Origin of the sequence: Bradyrhizobium sp. I71 (assembly GCF_022354745.1) — a bacterium.
In the GTDB taxonomy this organism is placed as follows: Bacteria; Pseudomonadota; Alphaproteobacteria; order Rhizobiales; family Xanthobacteraceae; genus Bradyrhizobium; species Bradyrhizobium liaoningense.
Genome location: NZ_CP059398.1, coordinates 3,615,884 through 3,633,735 on the forward strand (window position 1 = coordinate 3,615,884; position 17,852 = coordinate 3,633,735).

General features: G+C 64.2%; 21 protein-coding genes. 8 read left to right on the forward strand and 13 right to left on the reverse strand.

Annotation, left to right across the window (positions count from 1 at the left end; all coding sequences use genetic code 11):
• The first annotated feature begins 2 nt into the window (after positions 1 to 2).
• On the forward strand, positions 3 to 1,037 hold the full coding sequence (locus FJV43_RS17540) for an aspartate-semialdehyde dehydrogenase (protein ID WP_239628860.1): 1,035 nt from the start codon (positions 3 to 5) through the stop codon (positions 1,035 to 1,037).
• Between the two features lie 40 nt (positions 1,038 to 1,077).
• Here the strand turns inward: FJV43_RS17540 and FJV43_RS17545 are convergent, their stop codons facing one another.
• The gene (locus tag FJV43_RS17545; protein ID WP_239628862.1) at positions 1,078 to 1,719 is read right to left on the reverse strand and encodes a carbonic anhydrase; all 642 of its coding nucleotides are present in this window, start codon (positions 1,717 to 1,719) and stop codon (positions 1,078 to 1,080) included.
• A gap of 103 nt (positions 1,720 to 1,822) precedes the next feature.
• On the opposite strand from FJV43_RS17545, the gene FJV43_RS17550 reads away from it, so the two are divergent.
• Together FJV43_RS17550 and FJV43_RS17555 are read left to right on the forward strand one after the other, a co-directional pair.
• On the forward strand, positions 1,823 to 2,704 hold the full coding sequence (locus tag FJV43_RS17550; protein WP_239628864.1) for a CoA ester lyase: 882 nt from the start codon (positions 1,823 to 1,825) through the stop codon (positions 2,702 to 2,704).
• A gap of 3 nt (positions 2,705 to 2,707) precedes the next feature.
• A complete protein-coding gene (locus tag FJV43_RS17555; protein ID WP_239628866.1) occupies positions 2,708 to 3,367 on the forward strand; it encodes an HAD hydrolase-like protein in 660 nt (219 codons plus the stop codon).
• A 127-nt stretch (positions 3,368 to 3,494) separates the two neighbouring features.
• Here the strand turns inward: FJV43_RS17555 and FJV43_RS17560 are convergent, their stop codons facing one another.
• On the reverse strand, positions 3,495 to 4,535 hold the full coding sequence (locus tag FJV43_RS17560; RefSeq protein WP_345946192.1) for an AraC family transcriptional regulator: 1,041 nt from the start codon (positions 4,533 to 4,535) through the stop codon (positions 3,495 to 3,497).
• Between the two features lie 390 nt (positions 4,536 to 4,925).
• Between FJV43_RS17560 and FJV43_RS17565 the strand changes: the two genes are divergently transcribed.
• Both FJV43_RS17565 and FJV43_RS17570 read left to right on the forward strand, forming a co-directional pair.
• The gene (locus FJV43_RS17565; protein WP_239628868.1) at positions 4,926 to 6,602 is read left to right on the forward strand and encodes a PAS domain-containing methyl-accepting chemotaxis protein; all 1,677 of its coding nucleotides are present in this window, start codon (positions 4,926 to 4,928) and stop codon (positions 6,600 to 6,602) included.
• Between the two features lie 294 nt (positions 6,603 to 6,896).
• The gene (locus FJV43_RS17570; protein WP_239628870.1) at positions 6,897 to 8,390 is read left to right on the forward strand and encodes a tetratricopeptide repeat protein; all 1,494 of its coding nucleotides are present in this window, start codon (positions 6,897 to 6,899) and stop codon (positions 8,388 to 8,390) included.
• Positions 8,391 to 8,408: 18 nt separating this feature from the next.
• On the opposite strand, the gene FJV43_RS17575 is transcribed toward FJV43_RS17570, so the two are convergent.
• From FJV43_RS17575 to FJV43_RS17590, 4 genes are all read right to left on the reverse strand, one after another.
• Entirely contained in the window at positions 8,409 to 8,828 is a 420-nt protein-coding gene (locus FJV43_RS17575) for a DUF6455 family protein (protein WP_131874192.1), read from the reverse strand.
• 268 nt (positions 8,829 to 9,096) lie between these two features.
• Positions 9,097 to 9,882 carry a capsular polysaccharide synthesis protein gene (locus FJV43_RS17580; RefSeq protein ID WP_239628872.1) on the reverse strand — a complete coding sequence of 262 codons (786 nt, stop codon included), beginning with the start codon at positions 9,880 to 9,882 and terminating at the stop codon, positions 9,097 to 9,099.
• 141 nt (positions 9,883 to 10,023) lie between these two features.
• The gene (gene leuD / locus FJV43_RS17585; RefSeq protein WP_061880161.1) at positions 10,024 to 10,629 is read right to left on the reverse strand and encodes a 3-isopropylmalate dehydratase small subunit; all 606 of its coding nucleotides are present in this window, start codon (positions 10,627 to 10,629) and stop codon (positions 10,024 to 10,026) included.
• Between the two features lie 274 nt (positions 10,630 to 10,903).
• Positions 10,904 to 11,302, reverse strand: a complete 399-nt coding sequence (locus tag FJV43_RS17590; protein ID WP_239628874.1) for a metallopeptidase family protein — start codon at positions 11,300 to 11,302, stop codon at positions 10,904 to 10,906.
• Between the two features lie 252 nt (positions 11,303 to 11,554).
• On the opposite strand from FJV43_RS17590, the gene FJV43_RS17595 reads away from it, so the two are divergent.
• Together FJV43_RS17595 and FJV43_RS17600 are read left to right on the forward strand one after the other, a co-directional pair.
• The gene (locus tag FJV43_RS17595) at positions 11,555 to 11,836 is read left to right on the forward strand and encodes a hypothetical protein (RefSeq protein ID WP_239628875.1); all 282 of its coding nucleotides are present in this window, start codon (positions 11,555 to 11,557) and stop codon (positions 11,834 to 11,836) included.
• A gap of 52 nt (positions 11,837 to 11,888) precedes the next feature.
• A complete protein-coding gene (locus FJV43_RS17600; protein ID WP_239628878.1) occupies positions 11,889 to 12,149 on the forward strand; it encodes a hypothetical protein in 261 nt (86 codons plus the stop codon).
• Between the two features lie 9 nt (positions 12,150 to 12,158).
• Here FJV43_RS17600 and FJV43_RS17605 read toward each other — a convergent pair whose 3' ends face one another.
• Positions 12,159 to 12,455: a DUF1330 domain-containing protein gene (locus FJV43_RS17605; protein WP_239628880.1), complete on the reverse strand. Its 297-nt coding sequence runs from the start codon at positions 12,453 to 12,455 to the stop codon at positions 12,159 to 12,161.
• 177 nt (positions 12,456 to 12,632) lie between these two features.
• Between FJV43_RS17605 and FJV43_RS17610 the strand changes: the two genes are divergently transcribed.
• Entirely contained in the window at positions 12,633 to 13,202 is a 570-nt protein-coding gene (locus FJV43_RS17610; RefSeq protein ID WP_239628881.1) for a hypothetical protein, read from the forward strand.
• 161 nt (positions 13,203 to 13,363) lie between these two features.
• Here the strand turns inward: FJV43_RS17610 and FJV43_RS17615 are convergent, their stop codons facing one another.
• The 6 genes from FJV43_RS17615 to rpsP form a co-directional block, all read right to left on the reverse strand.
• A complete protein-coding gene (locus tag FJV43_RS17615) occupies positions 13,364 to 13,573 on the reverse strand; it encodes a hypothetical protein (protein WP_239628883.1) in 210 nt (69 codons plus the stop codon).
• A 93-nt stretch (positions 13,574 to 13,666) separates the two neighbouring features.
• On the reverse strand, positions 13,667 to 15,073 hold the full coding sequence (leuC, locus tag FJV43_RS17620; protein WP_239628885.1) for a 3-isopropylmalate dehydratase large subunit: 1,407 nt from the start codon (positions 15,071 to 15,073) through the stop codon (positions 13,667 to 13,669).
• A 459-nt stretch (positions 15,074 to 15,532) separates the two neighbouring features.
• Positions 15,533 to 15,913 carry a 50S ribosomal protein L19 gene (gene rplS, locus FJV43_RS17625; RefSeq protein ID WP_011083318.1) on the reverse strand — a complete coding sequence of 127 codons (381 nt, stop codon included), beginning with the start codon at positions 15,911 to 15,913 and terminating at the stop codon, positions 15,533 to 15,535.
• Between the two features lie 110 nt (positions 15,914 to 16,023).
• Complete coding sequence (gene trmD, locus FJV43_RS17630; RefSeq protein WP_239629454.1) at positions 16,024 to 16,779, reverse strand: tRNA (guanosine(37)-N1)-methyltransferase TrmD; 756 nt, start codon at positions 16,777 to 16,779, stop codon at positions 16,024 to 16,026.
• Between the two features lie 121 nt (positions 16,780 to 16,900).
• Complete coding sequence (gene rimM / locus FJV43_RS17635) at positions 16,901 to 17,467, reverse strand: ribosome maturation factor RimM (protein WP_239628887.1); 567 nt, start codon at positions 17,465 to 17,467, stop codon at positions 16,901 to 16,903.
• 9 nt (positions 17,468 to 17,476) lie between these two features.
• Positions 17,477 to 17,809, reverse strand: coding sequence for a 30S ribosomal protein S16 (gene rpsP, locus FJV43_RS17640; protein WP_061880170.1), 333 nt, complete (start codon positions 17,807 to 17,809; stop codon positions 17,477 to 17,479).
• Positions 17,810 to 17,852: the final 43 nt, after the last annotated feature.

The window sequence follows — 17,852 nt, forward strand, 5'->3', positions numbered from 1 at the left end:
CGATGGGTTACAAAGTCGCAGTGGTCGGCGCGACCGGCAATGTCGGACGGGAAATGCTCAACATCCTGGATGAGCGCAAATTCCCCGCGGACGAGGTCGTGGCCCTGGCCTCGCGCCGCAGCGTCGGCGTCGAGGTCTCCTATGGCGACCGTACCCTGAAGGTCAAAGCGCTCGAGCACTACGATTTCTCCGACGTCGACATCTGCCTGATGTCGGCGGGCGGCGCGGTGTCGAAGGAATGGTCGCCGAAGATCGGCGCCGCCGGCGCGGTCGTGATCGACAACTCCTCGGCCTGGCGCATGGATCCGGACGTGCCGCTGATCGTGCCGGAAGTGAACGCGGCTGCGACGGAAGGCTTCAAGAAGAAGAACATCATCGCCAACCCGAACTGCTCGACCGCGCAGCTCGTGGTCGCGCTCAAGCCGCTGCACGACAAGGCCACGATCAAGCGCGTCGTGGTCTCGACCTATCAATCGGTGTCGGGCGCCGGCAAGGACGCGATGGACGAGCTGTTCTCGCAGACCAAGGCCGTCTACACCAACAGCGAGATCGTCAATAAGAAGTTTCCTGCGCGCATCGCCTTCAACGTCATCCCCCAGATCGACGTCTTCATGGAGGACGGCTACACCAAGGAAGAGTGGAAGATGATGGCGGAGACCAAGAAGATTCTTGATCCCAAGATCAAGCTTACGGCCACCTGCGTGCGCGTGCCGGTGTTCGTCGGCCATTCCGAGGCCGTCAACATCGAGTTCGAGAACCCGATCAGCGCGGACGAAGCCCGCAACATCCTGCGCACCTCGCCGGGCTGCCTCGTCATCGACAAGCAGGAGCCCGGCGGCTACGCCACGCCCTATGAGGCGGCCGGCGAGGACGCCACCTATATCAGCCGCATCCGCGAGGACGCCACGGTGGAGAACGGTCTGGTGCTCTGGTGCGTGTCGGACAACCTCCGCAAGGGCGCAGCGCTCAACGCGATCCAGATCGCCGAAGTGCTGATCAACCGCAAGCTGATCAGCGCGAAGAAGAAGGCGGCGTAACTGGCGAATGGTGAGTTGCGAATGGCGAGTGGATCATTCGCTATTCGCCATTCGCCATCTTGAATTCCTTCGTCGTCTTGTCCAGCACGAACAGCGAGCCCTCCGAGACGCCGAAATAGGCGCCGTGCGTCTGCATCTGGCCGCTCTCCACCGCCTTGCGCACGAACGGGAAGGTCATCAGGTTTTCCAGGCTGCGGAACACGGCGGCCTTCTCGATGCGCTCGACGAACTGCGCCATGCTCTCGTGCTCGCGCTGCTCGACCACTTCGCCCGGCTTGATGAACATCTGCATCCATTTGCCGATGAAGTCGCCCGGCGTGAGCGGCTCGATCTTGTCGACGAAGGCGCGGATGCCGCCGCATTGCGCGTGGCCAAGCACCACGATGTGCTTCACCTTCAGCACCGTCACGGCATATTCCAGCGCCGCCGAGACGCCGTGGGCGGTGCCGTCGGGCTGATACACCGGCACGAGGTTGGCGATGTTGCGGACGACGAACAATTCGCCGGGGCCGACGTCGAAGATCACCTCCGGCGAGACTCGGCTGTCGCAGCAGCCGATCACCATCACTTCCGGCGACTGCCCCTTCACCGACAGCTCGCGATAGCGGGTCTGCTCGGTCGGCAGCCGCTGGGTGGCGAAGGCCTTGTAGCCTTCCAGCAAATGCTTCGGGAATGTCATCATACCTATGCCTAATCATAGACCGCTGGGGTGAACAAGCCTTTCGAATGGGCAGTCCAAGTGCTATCGGCTGATGTCCGACGACAGACGAGGAAGGAACGCTTGCATGACCCGCCCGCGCCGCAGCCATCTGTTCATGCCCGGCTCCAACCCCCGCGCGCTGGAAAAGGCGCGCAATCTCTCCGCCGACGGGCTGATCCTCGATCTGGAAGACTCGGTCGCCCCCGAGGCCAAGGCGGCGGCACGTGACGGCATCGCCGCCGCCATTGCGGCCAAGGGTTTTGGCAAGCGCGAGATTTTGATCCGGACCAACGGTCTCGACACGCCGTGGTGGGCCGATGACGTCGCGATGGCCGCCAAGGCATCGCCGGACGGCATCCTGGTTCCAAAAGTTTCAAGCATCGAGGATCTCGACGCCATCGGCCGCCGCCTCGCCGAGCTTGGCGCCGCGCCGAGCGTGAAGGTCTGGGCCATGATCGAGACCGCGCGCGCGGTGCTGCACGCCGAGGAGCTGGCCGCCGCCGGACGCGATCCATCGCGGCGCCTCTCCGGTTTCGTGTTCGGCCCGAATGATATCTCGCGCGAAACCCGCATCAGGATGCTGCCGGGCCGCGCCGCGATGATCCCGATGATCACCCACTGCATCCTGGCGACGCGCGCCCACGGCCTCGAGATCCTCGACGGCCCCTACAGCGACATCGCCAATTCCGACGGCTTCGCCACCGAATGCGCGCAAGCCCGCGATCTCGGCTTCGACGGCAAGACGCTGATCCACCCCTCGCAGATCGACGCCTGCAACGCGATCTTCACGCCTCCCGAAGAGGAAGTCGCGCGCGCCCGAAAGATCATCGCCGCGTTCGAGCTGCCCGAGAACGCCTCGCGCGGCGCGATCCGCCTCGACGGCGCCATGGTGGAGCGCCTGCACGCCGACATGGCCCGGCGCACGATCGAGATCGCGGACGCGATCGCAGCGATGGGGAAGGGCTGAGGTGTGCCTCAGACCCGTTCCGTTCTCCTCGATCTCGACGGAACTCTGGTCGATTCCCTCCCGGGCATTGTCGCGAGCTGCTCAGCCGCATTGCGTGTGCTCGGACACGATCCCGCCAAGGCACCCGATATAACCATCGGGCCACCGCTCGAAGACATCCTGCAGGTATTGCTTGCCGCGTACGGCGACGACCGGGTCAATGAAGCCGTCGTGGCCTATCGCGAGCACTACGGCACAACCGGTCTGCTCGGGAGTGAACTCTATCCCGGGATCAGTGATGCGCTTGACGAGATGCGTCGCGCCGGATTGCGGATCTATCTCGCCACATCGAAGCGCGAAGTCTTCGCGCGGCGAATTCTGGAAAACTTGAACTTGGCGCAGCACTTCGACGGCATCTACGGCTCGGTGCCAGGCGGCAAGCTGGATCATAAGCCGGAGCTGCTCGCCCATATCCTGTCCGAAGAGAATGTCTTCGCCTCTTACGGCCTCATGGCCGGCGATCGTCGCCACGACATTGCCGGCGCTCACGCGGTCGAGATGCGCGGCCTCGGTGTGCTCTGGGGATATGGCAGCCGGGAGGAACTCGAATCGTCCGGTGCAGACCAATTGGTGGAGCGACCCTCTGATCTCTCTCGCGTGGTCCTGTCGATGCTGAGCGGGTAGGCTCGGCTCTGCCCGCTACAAGATGCGAGGTCGTGCTGTCCCCGGCTGTGCCGATCCGCTGCTCGCGCACCTTCGCAATCATTCCGCGGCGCGCCCACCGCGAGACTATAGAGCGTGAATCATCGTCTTACTGCCTTCGTCTAGCATTCTTCAGAGTCTCGGATGGCAGCTCACCGACGGTCCGTCGATATTCGGACGCGAAGCGTCCGAGGTTTCGGAAGCCGCATTTGAACGCCACGGCCAGCACGCTGGTCTGTACATCGGGCCGACGCAACAGCTCGGCCGCGTGCTGAAGCCGAACGCGGCGCGCGAACTGGCCGGGGGATCCGCGTCCGGCATCGGAGAACTCGCGGAAAATCGTCCGCACGCTCACATTGGCGATCCCAGCGATCCTTTCCAGATCGAGAGGTTCGCCCCAATGAGCCTCGATGTAGGACTCCACGATGTCGATCGCGGTCCGGTTGGCGCCCGGAGCGGAACGCTGAAGCCGGCTGGAGAAATTGTGCCGATGCGCCAGGAGAATCCGGACCATCAGCGCACGCTCCAGCTCTGCGATGGCAATGGGTGAGTAATCCTGCCCAAATCGATCCAGCTCTTCCGCGAACCTGAAGACCTCCTGGCGCACATGCGTCATGACCGCGGGATTGGCTTCGCCTGCGGTGAAACGCAGCTTGATGTCACTGTCGTCGCCGAGCATGCTCTTCAGCAGGCGCTCCAGCGCGGCGGCATCTATCCTCACCACCAGCTGGCGGTAGCCTGGCGCAAAGTCGAGATCCAGCCTGGCGTCGCCGGAGATGATCGGGCTCCAGGCCTCGATCGGCTGGCTATTTCCCTTCGTTCGGAAGCCCGCAGATCCCTGGATGGAAAAGAGCTGGCGGAGAATCTGCGATTCAGGAAAGGAGAGCGATGCCGCGCCCTCGTAGGCGCAGAAGGCGAGGCCGATGGACCTCAAGCGAGCAAAATTGGCCTCTATGCCGAACTCATCGTCATACTTGTCGAACCGATCCGCGCCGTAGGCCGCAAACAGGCGGTCGCGCGCGAACTCGCTGTCGCGCGACCGAATCAAGGGATAGCGGTCAAGATAAGTAACGGTGCCCAAATCAGAGTTCCTCACCGTGCAAACTACCGTATCGCCTACGAGGCGCCACCAATTCGAGATTGAATGCAACGGCTGTCGGACGTGCCTGGATCACTCGAGGCGGCATGAACCGCACCCATGGCGGCTGCGACGAAATGCCCGGACGCGCACTGTCGCTGCGAACGACATCGACTTCGCTCACCGGCCAGCTGCGCGCCGCGATGCCGACGGTAAGCGAATGCTTGCTGCGAGCGCTTTGCCAGATTGCGATAGTGATTTTAGGACCGCGTTTGCAGTTCAGGGCCCGTGCCGCCGCCGCCCGGTCGTGCGTCGCTGTCAGGTTGGCCGCTTTGGCAAAATCCGGCCATTGTGTCTGCGATCGGACAAATAGTTCGATAATTCGATTCAGATATCCCAGTTCGTATTGCGAGCAGAAACCCGCCTCGGCGTGCACACAACCGGGTTGATATTGGAGAGATCATGTTCAAGCGCAAGTCGAGCTCCGACGCGTTGACGTTGATGGCGGCGAAGGTCGTAAGTGCCAATCTGATGATCGCGGATAACGACCTCAAGATCGTCTACATGAACGACGCTGTGACGGATCTGCTTCGTGCCGCCGAGAGCGATCTCAAGAAGGAGCTGCCGCACTTCAACCTCGACACGCTCGTCGGGACCAACATCGACGTGTTTCTCAGGAATCAGCAACATCAGCGCAGGATGCTCGCGAGCCTCAGTGGTGTGCATCGCGTGACGATCCAGATCGGCGAGCGGGAATTCGACCTCGTTGCAACCCCCTTGAGCAGCGCCGACGGCAGCCGGGCGGGCGTCGTGGTGGAATGGTCCGATGCCTCGGTTCGTCTGCAGAACCTCGATTTCGGGGCTCAGGTTGCCGCCGCGAACCGCTCGCAGGCGGTCATCGAGTTCAACATGGATGGCACCGTTCGCAGCGCCAACGAGAACTTCCTGCATACGATCGGCTACACCCTGAACGAGATCCGGGGCAAGCATCACAGCATGTTCGTGGCCGAGGCCGAGCGGGGCAGCGCAGCCTATCGCGAGTTCTGGGCCGCGCTCAACCGCGGCGAATACCAGGTCGCCGAGTACAAGCGCATCGGCAAGGGCGGCAAGGAAGTCTGGATCCAGGCTTCATATAATCCAATCCTCGACGAGAAGGGCAACCCCTTCAAGGTGGTGAAGTTCGCGACCGACGTCACCGCCGAGAAGCTGAAGAACGCCGATCTCGCCGGCCAGGTCGCGGCGATCGACAAGGCCCAGGCCGTGATCGAGTTCAACATGGACGGCACGATCATCACCGCCAATGCCAACTTCCTCGGCGCGCTCGGCTATTCGCTGGCCGAGATCAAGGGCCAGCATCACAGCATGTTCGTCGATCCCAGCGAGCGCGATGGCGCCGGCTATCGCGAGTTCTGGGCCGCGCTCAATCGCGGCGAATACCAGGCGGCCGAATACAAGCGCATCGGCAAGGGCGGCAAGGAAGTCTACATCCAGGCCTCCTACAACCCGATCCTCGATCTCAACGGCAGGCCGTTCAAGGTGGTGAAATACGCCACCGACACCACGCGGCAGGTGCTGGTCCGCATGGGCAACGAGCGCGTCCGCGGCATGATGGAATCGGTTGCCGCAGGCTCGGAGGAACTCAACGCCTCGGTACGGGAGATTGCCGAAGCCATGACCAAATCGCGTGAAACCGCGACCAGTGCGGTGGAGCAGGTCTCGGCTGCCGACGCGCAGGCCCAGCGTCTCACCGAGGCCGCGCAGGCGATGAGCGGCATCGTCGAGCTGATCAACAACATCACGGGGCAGATCAACCTGCTCGCACTCAACGCCACGATCGAATCCGCGCGCGCCGGCGAAGCCGGCCGCGGGTTCGCCGTGGTCGCTTCCGAGGTGAAGGGCCTCGCCAACCAGGCCAAGCAGGCGACCGACAAGATCGGTCAGGAGATCGGCAGCCTCAACCAGATCTCGGGCGACGTCGTCGACGCCCTGAGTGCGATCAAGCAGGCGATCAACAATGTCAGCGAGTACGTCACCTCGACCGCCGCAGCGATCGAGGAGCAGAGCACGGTGACGAACGAGATGTCGACCAGCATGCAGCGTGCCGCGGCCGAAGCCGCGGCGATGGCGGGTCGCGCGTGATCAGACGATCACGTCCTCGGAGCATCCTGTAGTTCAATGGGCCAAGCCGACGACTGAGCACGGGATAGGAAGGGCGCCGACCGGTAGAGCAGCCGCTCGCGTCTTGCTCGACCAATCGCGTTGAGTATCTCTTCCTGGACATCTGCCTGGCGCGGATTTCCCTTGCCGGTCGCTGTGCACCGCAACGGCCGTTGCTTGGTGCGAACATGCCTGTGATTTGGATCACACAGGCCGGCTGCTTGCTTCGATAAATTCGCGTCGCTTAAATACTGCTTCCCGTCCCGGATATGGCGAATGGGCTTTGGTATGCTTCGCAAATTATTCTGGTGCTGCGTAATCCTTGTCCTCGCAGACCCCGCAGCCGCTATTGACCGCGTCAAAGGCGACGCAAACCCGGCCATTGCCGCCGCCTCGGAGGCCATCCGGCGAGATCCCAAGGACGCGAATGCGTACTACAACCGAGGGAATGCTTACGCCGCCAGCGGCGATACGGACCGCGCCATAGCCGACTACACGACGACGATCCGGTTCGATCCGGCGCATGTGAACGCGTATTACAACCGGGGCAACGGTTACAGCAGCAAGGGCGACACGGACCGTGCCATCGCTGACTACACGGCGACGATCCGGCTCGATCCGGCCTACGCCAACGCGTACTACAACCGAGGCAACGCCTACAGCAACAAGGGCAACACCGATCGCGCCATTGCCGACTACACCGAGGCAGTGCGCCTGCAGCCGGCGAATGCGAACGCGTATTTCAATCGCGGAAACGCCTACGGCAACAAGGGCGACGCGGACCGTGCCATCGCCGACTACACCGAAACGATACGCGTGGATCCCACCTATGCGAACGCGTATGTCAATCGCGGGCTGGCCTACGAGAAGCGCGGAGATTTCGCCAAGGCAAGAGCCGATTTCAACGCCACGCTCGGACTGACCCAGAGCGCCACAAGGTGGGCTCTGGACAAGGCGCGTGAGCGGCTATCCGCCCTGCCGCGGCCGCGGCCAGCTACGATCCTGGTCGAGAAAGCCGGCGTACCCCCGTCCGTCGCGGCGCCCGGGGTTGCGAACGGTGATCGCCGTATCGCCCTCGTCATCGGCAATTCCGCTTATGAAAACGTCGCCGCACTGCCGAACCCCGTCCGCGATGCGAGCCTCGTCGCCGATGTGCTGAGGCTCACCGGGTTCGAAGCGGTCACTCTGCTGACCGATCTGCGCAAGGATGCGTTGGTGAATGCCTTGCGCGAGTTCGCTGCACGTGCGGAAACGGCGGATTGGGCGGTCGTGTATTATGCCGGACACGGCATGGAGGTCGGCGGCATCAATTATCTCATCCCGACCGATGCGAGGATCGCCGCGGACCGCGAAATCGGGTTTGAAGCGGTGCCGGTCGATCAGGTCCTCAATGCCGCCGAGCGCGCCAGAAAATTGCGCCTCGTCATTCTCGATGCGTGCCGTGACAATCCGTTCGCCGCCCAGATGAAACGCACGATGACGATGGCGTCGCGTTCCGTGTCGCGAGGTCTCGCCCCGCTCGAGCCGGAGGCTGGAACGCTGGTCGTCTATGCCGCCAAGGACGGCGAGACCGCGCTCGACGGTGACGGGACCAACAGTCCGTTCGCGACCGCCTTCGTCAAGAATCTTCCGACGCCGGGCCTCGAAGTCCGCAGGCTGTTCGATTTCGTTCGCGACGATGTCATGGAAGCGACCGGCCGCAGGCAAAAGCCGTTCAGCTACGGCTCGATCTCCGGACGGCAGGACTTCTATTTCGTGGCTGGCAAGTGAGGTCCGACGGGGTGCAGCTCAGCGCGGCGCGAGGTCGGCGCGATCGAGCGACTCCAGCGTCGAGGCGTTCGCGCAATAGCCGTGATAGTTCTCCGCGGCGGTGCCCTCAGCGAGATCGCGGTCGCACTGTCCCTTGTGACCGCAGAGCGAGCAGGTCCGTTCCATGTCGCGCAGTAGCAGGGGCTGCGCCTGCCCGAGCCGCTCCGCACTGATGCCGAGCTGCTCCAGCATCTTCGGAAGTTCGTCGGCGGCGTGCCGGCCGTGACGGACCAGCTCTTCGAGATCGTCGGGCGCGATCCTGAGATCATTCGCGATCCGGTCGAAATCGGCGCGATCGAGCTGCCGCATCTCGTTCATCTCGCGGCGATGCTTCAGCCAGTTCGCAAAGGACTCGATGAGGTCCTGAACGATGGGATAAGGCTTGCTTGCGGTGCTCATGGAACGCTCCATTCGGACGTCGGAATTGGAGCGAATTAAGCACAATGGTGCAGGAGCGCGTTGCGCTGGATCAAACTGGGAAGGGGCCGCGGCCTCCGCTGCACCTCTCCCGCTTGCGGGAGAGGTCGACGCGTCGCGGGCGATGCGAAGCATCGTCCGGCGCGTCGGGTGAGGGTTTTCTCCTCTTGGGGATTGTCCCATTGCGGAAACACCCTCTCCCCAACCCTCTCCCGCAAGCGGGAGAGGGAGCGCACCTCCAGCGCGGCAGCTACGCAAACCGCTCCGCCGCCCAGGCATACAGGCTGCCCGGAATCGGCTTTTCGCCGCCGCGGCCCTTGGGCGAGATGTGCAGGCCGATGATCTCGGGGCTGGTGACGAGGCCGAGATAGCTCGATGGGTCGAAGAAACGTTTCGGCTCGGCATGCACGGCATAGAACGACTGCTTCGGAAGTGCGTTGTGCAACTCACCGGTGCGGCGCGCGAGCGCGGTCAGCGCGGCAGGGCCGTAGATCGCGACGCGAATATCCGAAAGGCGGTTCGAGCCGCCGCGCAGGCGGCGCATCATGAAGGTGACGCGGTGGCGCAGCGACAGCCAGTCCGGCGTCAGCTCATCCTGCTCCATCAGCTCTTCGAACGCGCACACGATGCCGTGCCCGGGCGGAAGATAGATCACGGAGTTGCCGAGCTGGCGCGGCCGCTCCCAGGCGAAGTACGGTTTTGCCGGATCGATCTCGATGGGCTTCAAGAGCAGCACGTCGGCATCGAGCCAGAGGCCGAGGCCCTTCGCCATCAGCTTCATGCGGAAGAAGTCGCTGAACTGCAGCTTGGTCCAGTCGCGCCAGCTGCCGTCCGGCTGCGGCGGCCGCAGCCGTTCGGAGAAGGCGTGCGGCAGGATCGCCTCGGCATCCGCATTGGCGATTCCTGCAGGCAGGCCGGGAATGGTGTCGAAGCTGTAGACCGTGATCTTGTGGCCGGCAGCGAGCTGCGAGCGCAGACAGGTCCGGCGCAGCGCATCCATCGGGCCATGCCAGAAGGTGACGATCTCGGGCAGCATGAGGAAAAGCTATACGGGATATCCGGAGCAAAGAAAAAGCCCCGGCGCGGATGGCGCACCGGGGCTCGAACGAGAACTAGAGCATGATCAGGAAAAGTGTGCAGCGGTTTTCCGGAAAGATCATGCTCAAAGAATATGAAGTCAGGCCCAGGCGCGTTCGCGCTTGAGCTTCTCCTCGTAGCTGTCGATCGAGGCCTTCTTCTCCATGGTGAGACCGATGTCGTCGAGGCCGTTGATCAGGCAGTGCTTGCGGAACGGATCGATCTCGAACTTGACCTTGCCGCCGTCGGGGCCGCGGATCTCCTGGTTCGGCAGGTCGATCGTCAGCGTCGCGTTGGCGCCGCGCTCGGCATCGTCGAACAGCTTGTCGAGGTCTTCCTGCGAGACGCGGATCGGCAGGATGCCGTTCTTGAAGCAGTTGTTGTAGAAGATGTCGCCGAACGAGGTCGAGATCACGCAGCGGATGCCGAAGTCGAGCAGCGCCCAGGGCGCGTGCTCGCGGCTCGAGCCGCAGCCGAAATTGTCGCCGGCGACCAGAACCTTGGCGTTGCGATAGGCGGGCTGGTTGAGAACGAAGTCCGGGTTCTCGCTGCCGTCGTCCTTGTAGCGCTGCTCGGAGAAGAGCCCCTTGCCAAGGCCGGTGCGCTTGATGGTCTTGAGGTACTGCTTCGGAATGATCATGTCGGTGTCGACATTGATGATCTTCAGCGGCGCCGCGACGCCTTCCAGCGTGGTGAACTTGTCCATGGTTGCGCTTTCCCGGATGGGTCTGGAGGAACGGGTATTTATCGCGATCGGGGCAGGAATCCTAGGCCAAATTAGGCAGGGCTAGCCTGCTCAGCGAGTTTGAGACCGGACTGGCGCGGCGTCGGGACTTCACCTCTCCCGCCTGCGGGAGAGGTCGCGCCGAAGGCGCGGGTGAGGGCTCTCTCCTCTAGGGGACGGTCCCGTTGCGGCGACACCCTCTCCCCAACCCTCCCCCGCAAGCGGGGGAGGGAGCGCATCGTCTTCGTGACCCTCGCTACTCCGCCCGCGCCTCGATCGCCGCCATATCGTCGTCGGAGAGGCCGAAATGGTGGCCGATCTCGTGGATCAGGACGTGACGGACGATATGGCCGAGGCTTTCGTCGTGCTCGGCCCAGTAATCCAGGATCGGCCGGCGGTAGAGCCAGACCATGTTCGGCAGCCGCGCCACGTCGCCAAAGCTCTGCTGGGGCAGGCCGACGCCCTGGAACAGCCCGAGCAGGTCGAACTCGCTCTCGCACCTCATCTCGTCCAGGACCTCCTCGGTCGGGAAGTCGTCGACGCGGACAATCACGCCCTCGCAGAGCTTGCGAAATTCCGCCGGCAGGCGCTCGAATACCTCGTGAGCCATCGCTTCCATCTCGGCCAGCGAGGGCGCTTTCAATTCCGTCCACATGGGCTTCTTCTAAAGCGTTTTCGAGCGCAGTGGATACCGGTTTCGCGTGAAGAAAACGCGTCAAACTAGAATCCGGAGCCTGTTCCGATTCCATCGGAACGGGCTCTGTCGCGGGTTCCGCGGCGATGCATCTGGCTTTATAAGCGCGGCGAGGTTGACGGGCGCCGCCAAAACGGGGAGCGTGGGGCCGTCGATGGGACGTTTCAGGTGGGCGGAAAAATGCGAGCGAAAACAGCGCTGACTCTACTGTGCATGGGGTTGTTTTCGCAGTTTTGCGTCGGCGCGGAAGCCCAGACCGCCAGCCCCGGGATTCGCCTCGCCCAGGCGGCTCCGCCTGACGACGTTCCCCCGCCACGCAAGCGGCCCCCGGCGCGCTTGCGCGTCACGCCCTATTACAGCCCGGACGGTGTCTATCCCCGCTACAATCCGGGTCCCGACGCACTCCGCGTGTGCAACGCCACCTATGTGCAGGAGTACCGGCCGAGCGGCACCGTGATCGTGCCGCGCGTGAGCTGCTACTGGCGCCGGGGCTGACCAGTTCAATGCCCGCGCCAGCGAACAGCGCGGTGGCCTCGTGGGGGTCGTGATGGCGAGATGGATCGCATTCGCCGTTGCCGTCGCGCTTGCCGCCGGCCTGCCTCGCGCGTCCGCGTCGCAAAGGGTGACGATACCCGAGGCCTCGGCGGGGATCGCGGTTTTCGATATGCGACGACACGCGCGAACCCGTGACATCGTGCGGCCTGCTGCGCGCCCTGATCCACGCTATTACGCGCGGCCCGTCCACTACCGTCCCTATCCTTACGGCGTGCCCGCACCTTTCGTGTTCAGCTACGGGCCGTTCTGGTGAGGCGCTGCTCTAACCGGGCGCAAATCCCCTGACCAGCAGCACGGTGGCCTGCGCGCCGGCCTTGCGATCACGCGAGATGTCCTCGTACTCGGGCGAGTTCGAGAAGGCGAGGAACGCGGCCTCGTCGGGAAACGACATCATGACCAGCTTGTCATGCGGCCATGCGCCTTCGAGCACGCGCGGATGTTCGTCGGCGGCGAGCAGCCGTCCGTTGTAGTTCTTGAACACGTCGAAGAATCGCGCCTGATAGCGGTCATAGGCCGCGCGGTCCGTCATCTTCAATTGTGCAATGGCGTAGACAGTCATCTGCAAAATTCCTCCCGTCGCGGCACTGCGTCGCATCGCGGGACCCAGCGTCGTTCATTCATGGCGCGTTCACCTCGCTCTCCTCAGTTTACCCGAGGGAGCGACCGTTGTTGAACAGCAATGGCGCAGCCGAGACGTCGCGCCGCAGCTCTGCTGTCCAGATTCAGGGAGGATTCCATGCTGAGAATGTTCGGCCTCGGGACGAGCCCGATGCGCTTGCTCGGGCTTGCGGCCGCCGCGACGCTGATGCTGTCGGCCGGCACCGCGCGTCGGGCTGAAGCACTCACCTTGATCAATCCGGCGACGTCACCCGCAACGAAGGCCGCGGCCGACGATCTCGTCACACAGGTTCGTCACGGCGGCGGGCATGGTGGACATGGCTTTCACGGCGGAGGTTTCCGCGGAGGCGGATTCCACGGCGGCGGGCGACATATCGGCGGCTTCCACGGCGGCGGTTTCCGCGGCGGCCATGTCGGCGGCTTCCGTGCCGGACCGGCCTTTCATCACCGCCATGTCGGCGGCTTTCGGCATGGCGGCTTTCGGCATGGCGGATATGGCGGCTACCACCGTCACTGGGGCCATCATCGCCCGCACTACGGCTATCGACACTTCCGCCGGCCCTATTACGTTGGCGGGTATTATCCCTACTACAACTATCCGCGCCGCTGCCGGATCATCTGGACCTATTACGGCCCGCGCCGCGTCTGCCACTGGCCGCGCTGGCAGTATCCGTACCGCTACTGGTGACGTGAGTGAATTGCTGGCCCTGCATTCGTCATGGCCGGGCATAGCCGTCCGAAGGACGGCGTCGCTTCCGCTTGCCTATGTCCCGGCCATCCACGTTCTTGGGGCTTGCACAGAGAGTTCGTGGGTGCCCGGGACGAGCCCGGGCATGACGGAGAGGCTGGCTAGAGCCAATCCTTCAGCTTCCATGACGAAGCCTTCCACCGCATCAAATTCTCGACCTTCCACTGCCTGAACATCGCCGGCGGCCAGCGGCTGAGCTTCGAGGTTTCCTCGACCTCCGGCTTGGCGACGATGCGCAGCGGCGTTGCGCGCCGCCGGTGCTGGCGCGTCGCGTCACTGATCAGATCGACATATTCCGGCTTGTTGGCCATGAGGCGCGTCCTCGCGAACCGTCGCGAGGACACAATGTGGGCGAGGCGGATTAACGGCGGTTTGCCGCGATCGCTACAATTGCAGGAACCGGCTTACCGCCAGTCCCTGACATCGACGAAGTGCCCTGCGATCGCCGCAGCCGCCGCCATCGCCGGCGAGACCAGATGCGTGCGGCCCTTGAAGCCCTGGCGGCCCTCGAAGTTGCGGTTCGAGGTCGAGGCGCAGCGCTCTTCCGGCTTCAGCTTGTCCGGGTTCATGGCAAGGCACATCGAGCAGCCCGGCTCGCGCCATTCGAAACCGGCCTTGATGAAGATCTTGTCCAGACCCTCGGCTTCCGCCTGCTCCTTCACGATGCCGGAGCCCGGCACGACCATGGCGTTGACGTTCGCTGAAACGGTCTTGCCTTCGGCAATCTTCGCGGCCGCGCGCAGGTCCTCGATGCGGCCGTTGGTGCAGGAGCCGATGAAGACGCGATCGAGCTTGATGTCGGTGATCTTGGTGCCCGCCGTCAGGCCCATGTACTTGAGCGCGCGATGCTTGGAGATGCGCTTGGCCTCGTCCGCGATCTTGTCCGGATCGGGCACGATGCCGGTCACGGAGATGACGTCTTCAGGCGAGGTGCCCCAGGTCACGATCGGCGGCAGCTTCGCGGCATCGAGGCGCAGCTCGTGGTCGAAATGCGCGCCGTCGTCGGAGCGCAGTGTCTCCCAATAGCGCATGGCCGCATCCCAGTCCGCACCCTTCGGTGCCTTCGGGCGGCCGCGCAGGAAGTCGAACGCCTTCTGGTCGGGCGCAACGAGACCCGCGCGGGCGCCGCCTTCGATCGACATGTTGCAGACCGTCATGCGGCCTTCCATCGAGAGCGCACGGATTGCCTCGCCGGCATATTCCAGCACGTAGCCGGTGCCGCCCGCGGTGCCGATCTCGCCGATGATGGCGAGGATGATGTCCTTGCCCGTCACGCCGTCAGGCAATTTGCCGTCGACGGTGACGCGCATGTTCTTGGCCTTCTTCTGGATCAGCGTCTGCGTCGCCAGCACATGCTCGACCTCGCTCGTGCCGATGCCGTGCGCGAGCGCGCCAAACGCGCCATGCGTCGAGGTGTGGCTGTCACCGCAGACGATGGTGGTGCCGGGCAGCGTAAAGCCCTGCTCGGGGCCGATGACGTGGACGATGCCCTGGCGCCTGTCGAACTCGTTGTAATATTCGACGCCGAATTCCTTGGCGTTCTCGGCCAGCGCCTTGATCTGCTCGATGCTTTCAGGATCGGGATTCGGCTTGCTGCGATCGGTGGTCGGCACGTTGTGGTCGACGACGGCGAGCGTCTTCTCGGGCGCATGAACCTTGCGTCCCGTGGCGCGCAGGCCTTCGAACGCCTGCGGCGAGGTCACTTCGTGCACCAGATGGCGGTCGATGTAGAGCAGGCAGGTGCCGTCGTCGGCTTCGTGCACCAGATGGTCGTTCCAGATCTTGTCGTACAGGGTGGTCGGCTTGGACATGAGCGTCAGCTCCGAAGAATGTGTGTCAGCGATGAGCGCGCCTGGCGCGCGGGCAACAAAACCGTCAGCGCAGCTTTTAGGCTGCGCGCGTAAGCTCTGACGTTGCCGAGGTCGCGAAGCGTCCGAAGAACCGGCCAGGCAGCCGCGAGCGATCGTCGATGACGATGCGCTTGGCGGACGAGGGGCTGGTCAGATCTGGAAACATTCCAAGAATATATAGCAGGCCGAATTGAAATCGCGAGTGCTTTCAATGCGCGGTCAGGGCATGACCCTCATCCTGAGGAGCGCGCTCTTGCGCGCGTCTCGAAGGATGAAGGCCCGGTCTGCGGCCTCGCCCTTCGAGACGCGCGTTCCGCGCTCCTCAGGGTGAGGGGCGGCACCGCATGCGCGGCTTGAGGCCAAACAAAAAAGCGCGGAGCCGAGCCCCGCGCTTTGGAAACTTGCCCGGTGGGGCGAAGCTTACTCGCCGACGGCGGCCTGGCGGTCCTGCTTCTCGACGATGCGGGCCGACTTGCCGCGGAGATTGCGGAGGTAATAGAGCTTGGCGCGACGCACCTTGCCGCGGCGCACCACCTTGATCGAGTCGATCATCGGCGACATCACCGGGAACACGCGCTCGACGCCCTCGCCATAGGAGATCTTGCGGACGGTGAAGCTCTCGTTGAGGCCACCGCCGGAGCGGCCAATGCAGACGCCTTCATAGGCCTGCACGCGGGTGCGGTCGCCTTCGACGACCTTCACGTTGACGATCACGGTGTCGCCGGGGCCGAATTCCGGAATGTCCTTGCCGGCGGACAGCTTGTCGAATTGCTCTTGCTCGAGCTGCTTGATCAGGTTCATGGGTAAATCTCCATCGGCGCGCCCAGCCTTTTCAAACGGGGGCTGCGCGAAATTCGTCTATCCAGCCATTGCGGATGTGGCCGCTCCTATAAGGCAAGCCGGAGCGTTTGTCACCCGTCTGTCTTGGTTTTTGGCGTTTTTTGGCGCCCGGCCCGATTCGGGACGGGGGTCGGCACTTGCGCCCACAAATCCGGCCGCCGGGCCGCCGTCAGGGCCTCCGATTGCGCCCGCCGCCAGCCTGCAACCTTGGCATGGTCGCCCGAGGTCAGGATTTCCGGGATCGGGACCCCCTCGAACAGCTGCGGGCGGGTGTATTGGGGATACTCGAGCAGCCCGTCCGAAAAGCTTTCCTCGGTTCCGGAGGCCTCCTTGCCCATCACCCCGGGCAGGAGCCGCACACAGGCGTCGATCAGGGCCAGGGCCGCAATCTCGCCCCCGGACAGGACGTAGTCGCCGATCGAGATCTCCTCGAGGCCCCGTCCGTCGATCACCCGCTGGTCCACCCCCTCGAACCGCCCGCAGACAATCAGGGGGCCGGGGCCCCTGGCCAGCTCCGTGACCCGGGCCTGGGTCAATGGCCGACCCCGCGGGCTCATCAAGAGGCGCGGCCGCTCCGGTCCGATCTCCGCGGCGTCGATGGCGGCAGCCAGAACGTCCGCGCGCAGCACCATGCCCGGGCCGCCGCCGGCCGGGGTGTCGTCGACGCTGCGGTGGCGGTCGGTGGCGGAGGCGCGGATGTCCCGCGCCTCGAGCTGCCAGAGTCCGGACGCCAGCGCCCGGCCGGCCAGGCTCACGCCGAGCGGTCCCGGAAACATCTCCGGAAACAGCGTCAGCACCGTCGCGCGCCAGGGTGAGGGATTGGTCATCGGATCCAAAATGTCTCGTCGTCCCGGGGCGCGCGAAGCGCCGAGCCCGGACGCATAACCACCGCACTTCGCTTTGCGATGATGGGGGCTACCAGCTTAGCCAAAAAACCACGGCCTGTGACTATGGGTCCCCGCCCCCGTGCGCTTTGCGCACTAGGCGGGGACGACTCGCGGAGGGAGCTTCGTCGCCCTCGATTTCCTGCGGCAGTGCGATCACCACGCGCCCGCCGGCGAGATCGACTTCCGGCACCACCGCATTGGAGAATGGCAGCAGCAGCGTCGGGCCCTTGGGCGGGGCGATCTCGATGATGTCGCCGGCGCCGAAATTCTGGATCGCGACGACGCGGCCGAGCGGCTCGCCGTCCGTGGTGACGGCGGCGAGACCGATCAGGTCGGTGTGGTAATATTCGTCTGCGTCGGTCGCGGGCAGCTTGTCACGCGGAACGTAGAGTTCGATGCCGTTGAGGCGCTCGGCTTCATCGCGGGTCGTGACGCCCTTGAACGTTGCGACCAGATGATCCTTGGCCTCGCGCGCCGTCGCGACCTCGAACTGGCGCTTGCCGTCCCTGGACAGCAGCGGGCCGTAGCGCCTGACGGCGAAGGGATCCTCGGTGAAGGTCCACAGCTTGACCGCACCGCGCACACCATGCGCGGCGCCGATCCGCGCGACGCAGACCAGCGCCGACATGGCCGGGCCTTACGACTTCGCTGCGGCTTCGGCCTGCGCCTTGCGCTCCTTGCGCGGCACGGCCTTCTCCGGGTTGTTGCGCGCTTCGCGCTTCTTGACGCCGGCAGCGTCGAGGAAACGCGCCACGCGGTCCGACGGCTGCGCGCCCTTGGCGACCCAGGCCTTCACCTTCTCCAGGTCGAGCTTGAGGCGCGCCTCGTTGTCCTTCGGCAGCAGCGGATTGAAATAGCCCAGACGCTCGATGAAGCGGCCGTCGCGCGGAAAGCGCGAGTCGGCAACGACGACGTGATAGACGGGACGCTTCTTGGTGCCTGCGCGGGCGAGGCGGATAACGACGGACATTCAGTTCTCCTTCAAAGTACGTTTTGTTCGGTTGATCGGTATT